This window comes from Stutzerimonas stutzeri, from assembly GCF_038561965.1.
Taxonomy (GTDB): Bacteria; Pseudomonadota; Gammaproteobacteria; order Pseudomonadales; family Pseudomonadaceae; genus Stutzerimonas; species Stutzerimonas stutzeri_AA.
Genome location: NZ_CP139348.1, coordinates 1,727,604 through 1,741,501 on the forward strand (window position 1 = coordinate 1,727,604; position 13,898 = coordinate 1,741,501).

Here is a 13,898-nt window from a genome sequence, read left to right on the forward strand (position 1 = left end):
GGAGGAGGAATCAGGCATCGGTAGCGGACGGAATGAAGCGTCTGTGAAAGCCTTTTGCTACGCAATCCGATGCTGTGCATCTCCACCCAACACGCATACTTTGAAAATCGGGTGCCGCTCGCAGAATCCAGGGAGCGGGTTGTCGATTATCGCGATTCCCCAAAGGGGGCACGCATCATGTCTTCAAGGCTTGTTTCGCAACTTCACCGCTACTTGAGGGAAGCTCCGTCGGACGGCCTCACGTCCTAGAACATTTTTTTGCCGGCCCAGGTTGGCGATATCGCTGGCATCCCAAGGCCTGTCCGCTTTTGGCGGCGTTCGCGACTATAACAGCAATGTTTAAGTGCTTCAAATCCATGAAAATTGATATGATGCCGCGATGACCAATACCCCCTCCCAGACCTCAGGTGTGCAAATACTCGAGGTCGCGCCGGAACTTGCCGGCCAGCGCATCGACAACTTTCTTCGCAACCAGCTCAAAGGCGTGCCCAAGACCCTGATTTACCGCATCTTGCGTAAGGGCGAGGTGCGGGTGAACAAGGGGCGGATCAAGCCTGAGTACAAGCTGCAGGCTGGCGACTTGGTGCGCGTGCCTCCGCTGCGGCTGGCTGAACGCGATGAGCCGGAGCCGCTGGCTCAAGGGCTGCTCGAAAGACTGGAAAAAGCCATCGTTCATGAGGACAAGGTGCTCATCGTGCTGAACAAGCCTGCCGGTATAGCGGTGCATGGCGGTAGCGGGCTCAGCTATGGCGTAATCGAAGCGCTGCGCCAGTTGCGCCCAGATGCCAAGGAGCTTGAGTTGGTGCATCGCCTGGATCGGGATACTTCAGGACTGCTGATGATCGCCAAGAAGCGCAGCATGTTGCGCCACCTGCATCAAGCGCTTCGTGGTGACGGCGTCGACAAGCGTTATATGGCGCTGGTGCGCGGTCGATGGGAAACGTCCAAAAAACAGGTCAACGCGCCGCTGCTAAAGAATACGCTGCGCTCCGGTGAGCGGATGGTCGAGGTGACCGAGGGCGGCAAAGAGGCGCTGACGCTGTTTCGCGTGCTTCGTCGATTCGGTGAGTTCGCAACCCTGGTTGAGGCAAAGCCGGTGACCGGACGCACCCATCAGATTCGTGTTCATGCACGTCACGCTGGACACAGCATTGCTGGGGACAGCAAGTACGGTGACGAAGAGTTCACGCGCGAGATTCGCGAGCTTGGCGGCAAGCGTTTGTTCCTCCATGCCTACGCGTTGAAGGTTCCGCTACCCGACGGTGGCGAGTTGTCGCTAGAGGCGCCAGTCGATGAAGTATGGGCGCGAACGCTGGAGCGTCTCGGTGAGTAACTATCAGGTCCTTATATTCGACTGGGATGGCACGCTGGTTGACTCGATTGGTCGCATCGTCGAGTCGATACATGTTGCTGCTCGTAATTGTGGCTTGCCGCAAATCGATGACGGCCTGGTCAAGGGCATTATCGGGTTGGCGTTGCCCGAGGCGATCGCCGTGCTGTACCCGGACCAGGCCACTATCGGGCTGATCGAGGATTTCCGTCATTGCTACAGCGAGCATTATCTTGCGTTGGAGACCGAGCCTTCAGCCCTTTATCCGGGCGTAGCTGAAGCGCTGTCAGAGTTTCGCGATGCTGGGTATCTGCTTGCGGTTGCGACTGGCAAAGGGCGGCGAGGCCTAGATCGCGTTTTGGCCGGGCAGGGTTGGGAAGATTTCTTTGATATCACGCGCTGCGCGGATGAGACGGCAAGCAAGCCAGATCCCCGAATGGTTCAAGAGATTCTCGCTCATTGCGGTGCTCGTCCGGAGCAGGCTTTGATGGTTGGCGATTCGGTATTCGACCTGCAAATGGCACGTCGTGCGGGAGTGGATAGTGTGGCTGTCTCCTATGGGGCGCAGCCGCTGCATATCCTGCAGCGCTATGAACCCCGCGCTGCGATTAATCATTTTTCGGAGCTTCGCAGTTGGTTGCGCTCCGTTGCTGGTACTGAGGTGAATGTAAATGTCGGATGAGTGGAAAGCTCCGGTGGATGAATCAAAGGAAGATCGCAACAGTTGGAAGCTGCTGGAGAAAACACTGCTTGCTGGGGTCCAGGAGCAGCGGCGCGCTAGGCGCTGGGGCATATTTTTCAAGCTGCTGACGTTCGTGTACCTGTTCGGTGCATTGGCCTTGTTTTCCCCGGTCTTGCAGTTCGGTAAGAACAAGGGTGCTCAGGAAAGCCATACGGCTGTGATTAATGTGCGCGGCATGATCGCAGATGAAGAGTCTGCGAGTGCCGATAACATCGTGGGAGCCTTGCGCGCTGCCTTCGAGGACGCCAGCACTAAGGGGGTTGTGCTGCGTATCAACAGCCCTGGCGGTAGTCCGGTCCAGTCGGGCTATATCTATGACGAGATCTTGCGTTTGCGTAGCGAGTATCCGGCCGTCAAGCTTTATGCGGTTATCACTGATCTTGGTGCGTCGGGCGCTTACTATATCGCCAGCGCGGCGGACGAAATCTATGCGGATAAATCAAGCCTGGTAGGGTCGATCGGGGTGACAGCGGCAACCTTCGGTTTCGTCGATACCATGGAGAAGTTGGGCGTCGAGCGCCGTGTTTATACCGCTGGGGAGCATAAGGCGTTCCTGGATCCGTTCCAGGCAGAAAAACCCGAGGAAAGCCGGTTCTGGCGCGGAGTGCTTGCCACTACCCATCGGCAGTTCATCGACAGTGTCAAGCGCGGGCGTGGTGATCGTCTTCAGGATGAGCGGCACCCGGAGCTGTTTTCTGGTCTGATCTGGTCCGGGGAGCAAGCTCTGGAGTTGGGGTTGATCGACGGCTTGGGTAGCACTTCCCACGTGGCGCGTGAAGTGATTGGAGAGCCGGAGATGGTTGATTTTACCATCAAGGAATCGCCTCTCGACCGCTTCACCAAGAAGCTGGGTGCGAGCGTTGCTGAGCGGCTGGCGATTCTGGTTGGGTTGCAAGGGCCGGCGCTGCGCTAGGCTTGCCTGTTTTCAAGGGATTTCGATGCCTGCAAGCAGAAGCATATCCACCAGTCGAATAAGTGGTAGGCCCACCAGGCTGGTGACGTCTTCACCTTCGGTGGCGCGGAACAGGCTGATGCCTAACCCCTCGGCCTTGAAGCTCCCGGCGCAATCGTAGGGTTGTTCGATCTTCAGGTAGCGCTCGATCTGCGTCTCATCGAGTGCTCTGAAATGTACGGTGAATGGCACGCAGTCCACCTTTAGTTGGTCGTTCTTGCTGTCGAGTAAGGCTAGGCCGGTAAGGAATCTGACGCTGTTGCCGCTGGCGGCCAGTAGTTGCTGCTTGGCTCGTTCGAATGTGTGTGGCTTGCCAAGAATATGCTGGCCGAGTACTGCGGCCTGATCCGACCCAATGATTAGATGATCTGGATAGCGTGCGGCCAGCGCTCTTGCCTTGTGTTCGGCGAGCCGGCGCACAAGCTGTTCTGCGGCCTCGTTGGGCAGGGGAGTCTCATCAATCTCCGGTGCGTAGCTATCGAACGGTAGTTGCAGGCGTGACAGCAGTTCCTGGCGATAACGTGAACTGGATGCGAGCAGCAGGCGGCGCATGATTCCCTCCTTTATATATAGGTAAAACGATTGTATGCGTTACGTTGTGAAGCTGGGCGGAATTCCTTTGACAGGTCGCGGGTGCGTCCCTAGAATGCCGCGCTTATGTTGAAAGGACCGATACCTCCGCACGCTGATCCGCGTAAGCTCGCTGACCGAGCGGCCACCCTTGCTGGTGAGCTGCAATTGTCGCAGCTGAAACGGCTCGCTGATTCTCTTGAAGATGATAAGGGAGCGGTGCGCGCCAGCTTTTCCTTCGGGCGCGACGAGCAGCGTACTGTGGTTATCCATAGTCAGCTCGACGTTGAGGTCAAAATGATTTGCCAGCGTTGTCTGGAGCCGGTTGTTCTGCCGATTCACAGCGAGTGCGATTATGCGGTTGTGAATGAAGGGGCGAGCAGCCAGCACCTGCCCAAAGGGTATGACGTGCTGGAAGTAGGAGAAGATCCTCTGGATCTGCTGGCGCTGGTCGAAGACGAGCTATTGCTCGCTCTGCCGATTGTTCCACTCCATGACCCTGAAATTTGCCAGCCGCCGGTTGGGCCAGATGAGCCTGAACCGAGTGAGGACGAGGTAACGCGGTCCAACCCGTTCAGCGTACTGGCGCAGTTAAAGCGTGACCCAAACGTTTAGGAGTTGATCCAAATGGCTGTTCAGCAGAACAAAAAATCCCGTTCCGCCCGTGACATGCGTCGTTCGCATGACGCTCTCGAGCCGAACGCTCTATCCGTGGAAAAGAGCACCGGTGAAGTTCACCTGCGTCACCACGTTTCCCCGGATGGTTTCTACCGTGGTCGCAAGGTGATCGACAAAGGCGCTGACGAGTAATCCTTGTCCGCTCCGGTTATCGCGATTGATGCAATGGGTGGGGACTTCGGTCCCCACTGCATTGTTCCGGCCAGTCTTTCCTGTCTGGTTGAAAACCCCTCGTTGCATCTGGTCCTCGTCGGCCAAAAATCTCTAATTGAACAGCTTGTTGCCCAGCACCCCGGGACCGATTTGGCGCGCCTGAAAATCGTCGATGCGCCCGAGGTGATCGGTATGGACGAGCGTCCTGCTCAGGCATTACGTGGCAAGCCGCGCTCATCAATGCGAGTGGCGCTCGAAGAGGTGCGCGACGGTAACGTGAAGGCCTGCGTGAGTGCCGGTAATACCGGGGCGCTCATGGCGTTGGCGCGTCAGGTGTTGAAGACGCTCCCAGGTATTGATCGGCCGGCGATGGTTACCGCGCTACCCACGCAGGGTGATCCTTGCCTATTGCTGGACCTCGGCGCGAACGTCGACTGCCCGGCCGACCAGTTGTATCAGTTTGCTGTGATGGGCGTCGTCGCTGCGGAATCGCTCGGGCGCCATCAGCCTAGGGTCGCGTTGCTGAATGTCGGCACTGAAGAAATCAAAGGTAACCAGCAGGTCAAGCAGGCAGCTGCCCTATTGCAGCAGGCGTCGGGAATCAACTATCGAGGTTTCATCGAAGGGGATGGGCTTTATCGCGGAGAGGCTGATGTCGTCGTATGTGATGGGTTCGTTGGCAACATACTGCTCAAATCTAGCGAAGGGCTGGCCGGTATGCTGGTTGCCAAAGTCGAGGCGCTCTTCAGGCGATCGCTCGGGGCGCGCATCGTTGGCGCTATGGCGTTGCCTCTATTACGTCGGCTGCGCTCGGAGCTCAATCCCGCACAGTACAACGGGGCCAGTTTTCTGGGGCTTCAAGGAATTGTGGTCAAGAGCCATGGTAGTGCAGGCGCGGATGGCTTCAAGGCGGCCATTCGGCGCGCAGCGCAGGACGTCGAGCATGATCTTCCTGAGCAGCTGAGGCGCCGGCTCGGGCATTATCTGAAGGCTATTCATCCGGCCGATGGGTTTGATGATGTGACCGCAGGTGGCGGCCCGCCATCCAACTGAAATTCGCTGCGCCGGTCTCTGGCGTATTCTTCAGACGAACAGAACCACAAGAGAGTTGTTCCATGTCCGCATCACTTGCTTTCGTCTTTCCCGGTCAGGGGTCGCAATCCCTTGGCATGCTGGCCGAGCTGGGTACTCGGCAGAGCGTGATCGTCGATACGTTTGCCGAAGCATCTTCGGCGCTGGGCTATGACCTATGGGCACTAGCTCAGAGCGGCCCAGAAGAGCAGCTCAATCAGACCGACAAGACCCAGCCGGCGATTCTCACCGCCTCCGTTGCAATCTGGCGTCTATGGCAGGCTGAAGGCGGCGCGCAGCCTGCCTTTCTTGCGGGACACAGTCTTGGTGAGTATTCGGCCTTGGTGGCTGCCGGCAGCCTTCCGTTCGCCGATGCAGTCAAGTTGGTCGAGTTGCGTGGCCAGTTGATGCAGCAGGCAGTGCCGGCAGGGCAGGGCGCGATGGCAGCCATTCTAGGACTGGAGGATGCCGATGTGCTGGCTGCCTGTGCCGAGGCGGCGCAGGGAGAGGTTGTCAGCGCGGTCAACTTCAACGCTCCTGGGCAGGTCGTGATCGCTGGTAATGCTGCAGCCGTGGAGCGAGCCATCGAAGCATGCAAGGCCAAGGGTGCCAAGCGTGCTATGGCTTTGCCGGTGAGCGTGCCGTCCCACTGCGATTTGATGCGACCTGCTGCCGAGCGCTTTGCTGCCTCGGTAGAGGCGGTCGCATGGCAGGCGCCACAGATTCCGCTGGTGCAGAATGTCAGCGCAGCAGTGGTTGCGGATCTGGATGCACTCAAGCGTGATCTGTTGGCGCAGCTTTACAGTCCGGTTCGCTGGGTCGAATCGATTGTTGCTCTGGGCGAGCGTGGCGTGACGTCTTTAGTCGAATGCGGTCCCGGAAAAGTCCTTTCAGGCCTTAACAAGCGCTGCGTCAAGGGCGTCAATATCTACAATCTCGATACCCCCGAGGCCTTTGCTGCCGCTCGAGCGGCGCTGGTTTGAACAAGGAGAACGCTATGAATCTGCAAGGTAAGGTGGCATTGGTAACCGGCGCGAGTCGTGGTATTGGCCAGGCCATTGCCCTTGAACTGGGCCGCCAGGGCGCGATAGTGATCGGTACTGCGACCACTCCATCTGGCGCCGAGCGTATCGCCGAAACCCTGAAAGAGAACGGTATCCAAGGTGCCGGATTGGTGCTCGACGTCTGTGATGGCGAGTCGGTCAGCAGCACTCTGGAGCACATTCAACAGCATCTTGGGCAGCCGGCAATCCTGGTCAACAATGCTGGCATTACCCGCGACAATTTGATGCTGCGCATGAAGGATGACGAGTGGAGCGACGTTATCAATACCAACCTGAACAGCCTGTATCGCCTGTCCAAGGGTGTGCTGCGTGGGATGACCAAGGCTCGTTGGGGACGAATCATCAATATCGGTTCGGTGGTTGGTGCCATGGGCAACGCCGGACAGGTAAACTACGCGGCAGCCAAGGCCGGTCTGGAGGGTTTCAGTCGTGCATTGGCTCGTGAGGTCGGTTCGCGTGGTATCACGGTGAATTCCGTGGCGCCTGGTTTCATCGATACCGATATGACTCGCGAGTTGCCAGAAGCCCAGCGTGATGCGCTCCTGGGGCAAATTCCCCTGGGGCGTCTCGGTCAGGCCGAAGAGATTGCCAAGGTCGTTGCGTTTCTCGCTTCGGACGGCGCTGCCTACGTCACCGGGGCAACTGTTCCGGTGAATGGCGGCATGTACATGAGTTGATGTGACACCCGGCGTACAAGGACAGTCTTAAAGGCTGTCTTTAAATTAGCTATAAAACCTCAGCTGGTTTATAGACAGATGGTTGAAGGCCAGTATGATGCTGGTCGGCTTCCAGCTTGAAATGCGGAAAACGCTTTCTATACACTACCGCGCAAACCAGCTGCCTGATTTTTCCATAGGAGTGAAAACAAGGTATGAGCACCATCGAAGAACGCGTCAAGAAAATCGTTGCCGAGCAACTTGGCGTTAAAGAAGAGGAAGTAACCAACAGCGCTTCCTTCGTCGAAGACCTGGGTGCCGACTCTCTTGACACCGTTGAGCTGGTGATGGCTCTGGAAGAGGAATTCGAGACCGAAATCCCGGACGAGCAGGCTGAGAAGATCACCACCGTTCAGGAAGCCATCGATTACATCAATGCGCACGCGCAGTAAGTTGTAATTCGCTTCGGAAACAGGAAAGCCGCACTGCCTTGATCGAGGTAGTGCGGCTTTTCTTTGAGAGAGATTCATCTAGGATGGGCGCCATTGGGTTCCCGATCCGAGGATCGCTCCTGTTTCAATGGGAGCCGAGCCAAGTACGTTAGGTATAGGAGTAATCGCTGTGTCGCGTAGACGCGTCGTAGTCACCGGGATGGGCATGCTATCGCCACTGGGTAACGATGTGCCGAGCAGCTGGCAGGGTATTCTCGCCGGCCGCAGTGGTATCGGCCTGATCGAGCACATGGATCTTTCTGCCTACTCCACTCGTTTTGGCGGGTCGGTGAAGGGCTTCGATGTCGAGCAGTATTTGCCGGCAAAGGAAGCGCGCAAGCTCGACCTGTTCATCCAGTACGGCCTCGCCGCGAGCTTTCAGGCCGTGCGTGATTCCGGGCTGGAGGTCACTGACGCCAATCGTGAGCGTATTGGCGTCGCGATGGGCTCCGGTATCGGTGGCTTGACCAACATCGAAAACAGCTGCAAGGCGCTGATTGAACAGGGCCCACGGCGCATTTCGCCTTTTTTCGTGCCAGGCTCCATCATCAATATGGTGTCTGGCTTCCTGTCGATCCACCTTGGATTGCAGGGCCCCAACTATGCCATCGCCACGGCCTGCACCACGGGCACTCATTGCATCGGCATGGCCGCGCGTAACATCGCCTATGGTGAGGCGGATGTGATGGTAGCAGGCGGTTCCGAAATGGCTGCCAGTGGTCTCGGTATTGGTGGCTTCGCGGCGGCGCGGGCATTGTCCACGCGTAACGACGACCCGGCTGCGGCCAGCCGTCCGTGGGACAAGGACCGTGACGGTTTCGTTCTGTCCGACGGTGCCGGTGCGCTGGTACTCGAGGAACTTGAGCACGCCAAGGCTCGCGGCGCGCATATCTATGCTGAGCTGATCGGTTTCGGTATGAGTGCTGATGCGTTCCATATGACGTCGCCACCGGACGATGGTGCCGGCGCGGCGCGCTGCATTCGTAACGCGCTGAAGGACGCTCAGCTGAATGTCGACCAGGTGCAGTACATCAACGCGCACGGGACCTCCACTCCTGCTGGCGACAAGGCCGAGGCGGCTGCTATCCGCAGCGTGTTTGGCGATCATGCCTATGAATTGTCGGTGAGTTCGACCAAGTCCATGGTTGGGCATCTGCTCGGTGCTGCCGGCGCCGTAGAAGCGATCTTTAGCGTTTTGGCCATTCGTGATCAGGTTGCACCGCCGACCATTAACCTGGACGAACCAGGTGAAGGCTGCGATCTCGACTTCGTGCCGCATCAGGCCAAGCCGAGGGCGATCGACGTCTCAGTATCCAACTCCTTCGGGTTCGGTGGCACCAACGGCTCGCTGGTTTTCCGCCGGTTCGCCGAGTGACATTGAGCTGGCTGAACGGGCAGCCCTGTGACGGGTTGCCCGTTCATGATCGCGGCCTGGCTTACGGCGATGGGCTGTTCGAGACGATACGGGTCGTGGGTGGTCGGGTGCGACTGCTTGAGCGCCATCTGCGGCGTTTGGAGGATGGTTGCCAGCGCCTCGCCATTCCGGTTGACACAGATCAGCTGCACAACGAACTGGCGCAGTTCTGTCAGGCGCTGGGGCAAGGTGTCGCCAAACTCATCGTTACCCGCGGTACCGGGCAACGCGGTTATGCACCGCCACAGCCCTGTCAGCCGCAACGGCTGCTTCTGGGTTCACCTCTTCCCGCTTATCCGTCACAGCATGCTGAATCCGGCATTAGGATTTTCTCCTGTGAGACGCGTCTTGCGGAGCAGCCGCGGCTCGCTGGCATCAAACATCTGAACCGGCTGGAACAGGTGCTGGCGCGTGCCGAATGGCATGATCCGGCATTCGCCGAGGGGCTGATGCGCGACATCTCCGGCAGGGTGGTAGAGGGCGTCTTCAGCAATTTGTTTATGGTCGTCGGCGGTGAGCTGCTTACTGCGTCGCTGGTGCGTTGTGGAGTTGCCGGGGTCATGCGTGCGGAGATCATGGACCGCGCATCGCAGCAGGGGCTTGCGGTGATCGAAAGCGATATCAGCTATACCGAGTTGTTGCAGGCTGATGAGGTTTTCCTCTGTAACAGCCTCTATGGTATCTGGCCTGTCACCGGTTTGGCTGAACGTGTCTGGCCCGTCGGTCCGCTGACCCGTAAACTGCAGGTCGTTGTTGCCGACCTGTTGAGTGATTCGTGATCCGTAAAATTCTAGTTCTGCTGCTGGCCGTAGTGCTGTTAGCGACAATCTCACTCGGGCTGTTCGCCTGGAAGCAGCATTCGGCGCTGGAGCAGCCTCTGGGCGTAACTGACGAAGCCCTTCTGCTCGATGTGCGCCCCGGCGATACGCCCAGCGGCGTTTTTCAGCGGCTGGAGGCAGAGGGTGTATTGGACGATGCGTTCTGGCTGCGGCTGTATTGGCGGTTGAATTTGTCGGGGCAGAGCCTGCATAGCGGTGAGTACCGCCTGACGCCGGGCATGACCGCGCGCGACATGATCGGCTTGTGGAAGCGCGGCGAGGTCGTGCAGTACAGCCTGACGCTCGTCGAAGGCTGGAGTTTCCGTCAGCTACGTAACGCGCTGCTGAATCAGCCCAAGCTACAGCAGACATTGGATGGTCTGTCGGATGCCGAGATCATGGCGCACATCGGCTCGCCGGAGCTGCACCCGGAAGGGCGATTCTTCCCCGATACGTATCGATTCACTCGCGGCACGTCCGATGCAGATCTGCTGCGCCGTGCCTATGCGCGACTTGAGCAGGTGCTCGAGGAAGAATGGCAGCAGCGGGTTGAAGGCCTGCCTTATCAGGATGCCTATCAGGCGCTGATCATGGCGTCGATCATCGAGAAGGAAACCGGGGTGCCGGAAGAGCGGGGCGAGATCGCCGGCGTCTTCGTTCGTAGGTTGGCGCAGGGCATGTTGCTGCAGACCGATCCGACCGTGATCTACGGCATGGGCGAGAGCTACAAGGGCCGAATCACTCGCACCGACCTGCGCACGCCGACGCCCTACAATACCTACACCAATGCCGGCTTGCCGCCGACTCCGATCGCCATGGTCGGGCGCGAGGCGATTCACGCCGCATTGCATCCGGCGGACGGCACCAGCCTCTACTTCGTCGCGCGCGGTGATGGCAGCCATGTCTTCAGCGATACGCTCGATCAGCACAACCGGGCGGTGCGCGAGTACCAGCTCAAGCGCCGCGCTGACTATCGTTCCAGCCCGCCGCCGCCGCGGCAGGCGCCGGTCAACAGCGGGAGCACTCAATGAACGGACTCTTCGTCACCCTTGAAGGCCCCGAGGGGGCCGGGAAGAGCACCAATCGCGAATGCCTCGCCGAATGCTTGCGAGCTAAAGGTCTGGACATTGTGCTGACGCGCGAGCCCGGTGGGACGCCGCTGGCCGAGCGTATTCGCGAGTTGCTGCTGACCCCCGCCGATGAGCCGATGGCGGTGGATACCGAGCTGCTGCTGGTATTTGCAGCGCGTGCCCAGCATCTGGCGCAGGTCATCCGGCCAGCGCTCGAACGTGGCGCAGTGGTGCTCTGTGATCGCTTCACCGATGCCACCTACGCCTACCAGGGCGGTGGTCGTGGGCTTTCGGTCGAGCGGATCGCACAGCTGGAAGCCTTTGTGCAGGGGGGGCTGCGTCCCGACTTGACGTTGATCTTCGACCTGCCGATCGAGGTGGGGCTGGCACGAGCGGCTGCCCGAGGGCGCCTGGATCGCTTCGAACAAGAAGGCGTGCGCTTTTTCGAGTCGGTACGGCGTGCCTACCTGGAGCGTGCGAAAGCTGAACCGGCACGCTATCGGATCATTGATGCCGGCCAATCGCTGACCGCCGTGCAACAGGATGTTGAGGCGTTGATTCCTGACCTGATGGAGCGCCTCGATGGCTGACGTCCTTCCCTGGCAGGCCGAACTCTGGCGGCAACTGGCAGGGCGCACGCAGCATGCTCATGCCTATCTGCTGCATGGCCCGGGGGGCATCGGTAAGCGGCTGCTGGCCGAGCAGTTGATGGCGCTGTTGCTTTGCCAGCGCCCCGTTAACGCCAGTGCCTGCGGTGAGTGCAAGGCTTGCCTGCTGCTCGCTGCCCATACTCATCCGGACCACTACATTCTCGAGCCGGAGGAAATAGACAAGGCCATTCGTGTCGACCAGGTGCGCGACCTGGTTGGTTTCGTCACCCAGACGGCGCAGTTGGGTGGACGCAAGGTGATATTGTTGGAGCCGGCCGAGGCGATGAACCTCAATGCGGCCAATGCTTTGCTCAAAAGTCTTGAGGAACCCTCCGGCAATACCGTGCTGCTGCTCATCAGTCATCAGCCAAGCCGCCTGCTACCGACCATCAAGAGTCGCTGTGTTCAACAGGCCTGCCCACTGCCGGGGCGCAAGCAGAGTCTCGATTGGCTAGCAGGGCAGTTGCCTGAATTGATGCCGGAGCTGCGTGAACAGCTGCTGACATTGGCAGCCGGGTCGCCTCTGGCCGCGCTGAAACTTCATGAGCAGAAGGTGCTGGATCTTCGGGCGCAGGTGGTCGATGGGGTGAAGAAGCTGCTCAAGCAGCAACAATCGCCCAGTCAGCTGGCCGAGGGCTGGAATGCACTACCGCTGATTCTGCTCTTCGACTGGTTCTGTGAGTGGACGCATCTGATCCTGCGTTACCAGATGGCCGGTGATGAAGCGGAGCTCGGCGCTGCCGATATGCAGAAGGTATTGCAGTACCTTGCACAGAAGTCGCCGCAGCACAAAGTGATGGCGCTGCAGGACTGGCTGCTCGAACATCGGCAGAAAGTGCTAGGCAAAGCCAATCTGAACCGTGTATTGCTTCTCGAAGCGCTGCTGGTGCAGTGGGCAACGCTGCCTAGCGCGGGCTAGAATCGACCGGAATTATCGTTAGGAACACCGCATGAGCCTGCCAGCAAATCTTGGTCCGCGTAATGGCATCCTGTCCCTGACCATCAAGGACAAGTCGGTGCTCTATGCCGCGTTCATGCCCTTCATCAAGCATGGCGGTCTGTTCATTCCGACCAACAAGAGCTACAAGCTCGGCGACGAAGTATTCATGCTGCTCAACCTGATGGACGAGCCGGAGAAAATACCGGTCGCAGGCAAGGTGGTCTGGATCACGCCCAAAGGCGCCCAGGGCAGCCGCGCTGCGGGCATCGGCGTGCAGTTCAATGAAGGCGACAGTACCGCGCGTAACAAGATCGAAACCTATCTGGCTGGTGCCCTTAAGTCGGATCGCCCGACCCACACGATGTAGCGCGCGTCTGGCTCAGTGCGGCCAGCTAGCGTCACCGTCCTTTTCCTGAAAACCGGTCATTTGCTCTACAATCGCCCCTTTTTAGCGATAGCAAGTAGTGCCTTCCATGCTGGTAGATTCTCACTGTCACCTCGATCGCCTCGACCTCACCGCTCACGACGGCTCACTGGATGCCGCGCTGGACGCTGCACGAGCGTGCGGCGTCGAGCATTTCCTCTGTATCGGCGTCAGCGCGGATAACGCGGCGGCGGTAAGAGCGTTGGCCGAGCGCTATGTTGATGTCGACTGCTCAATTGGCGTGCATCCGCTGGATCTTGAGCCGAGCAGTCAGCCGGTGCTGGACTGGTTGCTAGGCGAGCTGCAGCACCCTCATGTGGTTGCTATCGGCGAGACGGGCCTGGACTATCACTACGAGCCTGAGGCTGCGCAGATGCAGCAGAAGTCGTTTCGCCTGCATCTTGAAGCCGCTAGGCAGACCGGCAAGCCGGTCATCGTGCACACCCGGGCGGCGCGCGCCGATACGCTGGACTTACTGCGTGAAGCGGCGCTACCGCAAGCGGGTGTACTGCATTGCTTTACCGAAGACTGGGACATGGCCAAGGCAGCGCTTGATCTCGGCTTCTATATCTCACTCTCGGGAATCGTGACGTTCCGCAATGCCGATGCGCTGCGCGACGTAGCCCGCAAAGTCCCTGCCGACCGCCTACTGGTCGAGACTGATGCGCCGTACTTGGCGCCGGTTCCGTATCGTGGCAAGGCCAACCTTCCGCAATACGTACGTGAGGTCGCCGAGTTCCTTGCCGAACTGCGTGGCGTTTCGTTCGATGTGCTGGCCGAACAAACCACCTCCAACTTCAAGGCGCTGTTTCCGCTGGCAAGAGTGCGCGGCTGAGATGGCTGCCGCTCGGGTTTCTGCACGCTCTCGCTGACGC

17 protein-coding genes are annotated in these 13,898 nt (G+C 59.1%); 16 read left to right on the forward strand and 1 reads right to left on the reverse strand.

Going from position 1 to position 13,898, the window contains the following annotated elements; translation table 11 throughout:
- Positions 1-379 precede the first annotated feature (379 nt).
- The 3 genes from rluC to SM130_RS07930 are packed head-to-tail and all read left to right on the forward strand — an operon-like array spanning position 380 to position 2,985.
- A complete protein-coding gene (gene rluC / locus SM130_RS07920) occupies positions 380-1,333 on the forward strand; it encodes a 23S rRNA pseudouridine(955/2504/2580) synthase RluC (RefSeq protein ID WP_102823558.1) in 954 nt (317 codons plus the stop codon).
- Positions 1,326-2,012, forward strand: coding sequence for an HAD-IA family hydrolase (locus SM130_RS07925; RefSeq protein ID WP_102823559.1), 687 nt, complete (start codon positions 1,326-1,328; stop codon positions 2,010-2,012). The genes rluC and SM130_RS07925 overlap by 8 nt, the downstream gene beginning before the upstream one ends.
- On the forward strand, positions 2,002-2,985 hold the full coding sequence (locus SM130_RS07930) for a S49 family peptidase (protein WP_102823560.1): 984 nt from the start codon (positions 2,002-2,004) through the stop codon (positions 2,983-2,985). Before SM130_RS07925 ends, SM130_RS07930 begins: the two co-directional genes overlap by 11 nt.
- A gap of 12 nt (positions 2,986-2,997) precedes the next feature.
- Here the strand turns inward: SM130_RS07930 and SM130_RS07935 are convergent, their stop codons facing one another.
- Positions 2,998-3,576: a Maf family protein gene (locus tag SM130_RS07935; protein ID WP_102823561.1), complete on the reverse strand. Its 579-nt coding sequence runs from the start codon at positions 3,574-3,576 to the stop codon at positions 2,998-3,000.
- A gap of 105 nt (positions 3,577-3,681) precedes the next feature.
- Between SM130_RS07935 and SM130_RS07940 the strand changes: the two genes are divergently transcribed.
- The 13 genes from SM130_RS07940 (at position 3,682) to SM130_RS08000 (ending at position 13,858) form a co-directional block, all read left to right on the forward strand.
- Positions 3,682-4,209, forward strand: a complete 528-nt coding sequence (locus SM130_RS07940; protein ID WP_102823562.1) for a YceD family protein — start codon at positions 3,682-3,684, stop codon at positions 4,207-4,209.
- Positions 4,210-4,221: 12 nt separating this feature from the next.
- Positions 4,222-4,404, forward strand: coding sequence for a 50S ribosomal protein L32 (gene rpmF, locus SM130_RS07945; RefSeq protein WP_003293518.1), 183 nt, complete (start codon positions 4,222-4,224; stop codon positions 4,402-4,404).
- Positions 4,405-4,407: 3 nt separating this feature from the next.
- Positions 4,408-5,478 (forward strand): phosphate acyltransferase PlsX, encoded by a 1,071-nt coding sequence (gene plsX, locus SM130_RS07950; protein WP_102823563.1) that lies wholly within the window; start codon positions 4,408-4,410, stop codon positions 5,476-5,478.
- 62 nt (positions 5,479-5,540) lie between these two features.
- A complete protein-coding gene (gene fabD / locus SM130_RS07955; protein WP_102823564.1) occupies positions 5,541-6,479 on the forward strand; it encodes an ACP S-malonyltransferase in 939 nt (312 codons plus the stop codon).
- Between the two features lie 14 nt (positions 6,480-6,493).
- The gene (gene fabG, locus SM130_RS07960) at positions 6,494-7,237 is read left to right on the forward strand and encodes a 3-oxoacyl-ACP reductase FabG (protein ID WP_102823565.1); all 744 of its coding nucleotides are present in this window, start codon (positions 6,494-6,496) and stop codon (positions 7,235-7,237) included.
- A gap of 194 nt (positions 7,238-7,431) precedes the next feature.
- Positions 7,432-7,668 (forward strand): acyl carrier protein, encoded by a 237-nt coding sequence (gene acpP, locus SM130_RS07965; RefSeq protein ID WP_003283670.1) that lies wholly within the window; start codon positions 7,432-7,434, stop codon positions 7,666-7,668.
- A gap of 169 nt (positions 7,669-7,837) precedes the next feature.
- Positions 7,838-9,082 carry a beta-ketoacyl-ACP synthase II gene (fabF, locus tag SM130_RS07970; RefSeq protein ID WP_102823566.1) on the forward strand — a complete coding sequence of 415 codons (1,245 nt, stop codon included), beginning with the start codon at positions 7,838-7,840 and terminating at the stop codon, positions 9,080-9,082.
- 2 nt (positions 9,083-9,084) lie between these two features.
- Positions 9,085-9,900, forward strand: a complete 816-nt coding sequence (gene pabC / locus SM130_RS07975; RefSeq protein WP_102823567.1) for an aminodeoxychorismate lyase — start codon at positions 9,085-9,087, stop codon at positions 9,898-9,900.
- Complete coding sequence (mltG, locus tag SM130_RS07980; protein WP_102823568.1) at positions 9,897-10,970, forward strand: endolytic transglycosylase MltG; 1,074 nt, start codon at positions 9,897-9,899, stop codon at positions 10,968-10,970. The genes pabC and mltG overlap by 4 nt, the downstream gene beginning before the upstream one ends.
- Complete coding sequence (gene tmk / locus SM130_RS07985; protein ID WP_102823569.1) at positions 10,967-11,599, forward strand: dTMP kinase; 633 nt, start codon at positions 10,967-10,969, stop codon at positions 11,597-11,599. The genes mltG and tmk overlap by 4 nt, the downstream gene beginning before the upstream one ends.
- On the forward strand, positions 11,592-12,578 hold the full coding sequence (locus SM130_RS07990; protein WP_102823570.1) for a DNA polymerase III subunit delta': 987 nt from the start codon (positions 11,592-11,594) through the stop codon (positions 12,576-12,578). Before tmk ends, SM130_RS07990 begins: the two co-directional genes overlap by 8 nt.
- Before the next feature lie 31 nt (positions 12,579-12,609).
- Entirely contained in the window at positions 12,610-12,966 is a 357-nt protein-coding gene (locus SM130_RS07995; RefSeq protein WP_003283656.1) for a PilZ domain-containing protein, read from the forward strand.
- Between the two features lie 106 nt (positions 12,967-13,072).
- Positions 13,073-13,858, forward strand: a complete 786-nt coding sequence (locus tag SM130_RS08000) for a TatD family hydrolase (protein ID WP_102823571.1) — start codon at positions 13,073-13,075, stop codon at positions 13,856-13,858.
- Positions 13,859-13,898 lie beyond the last annotated feature (40 nt).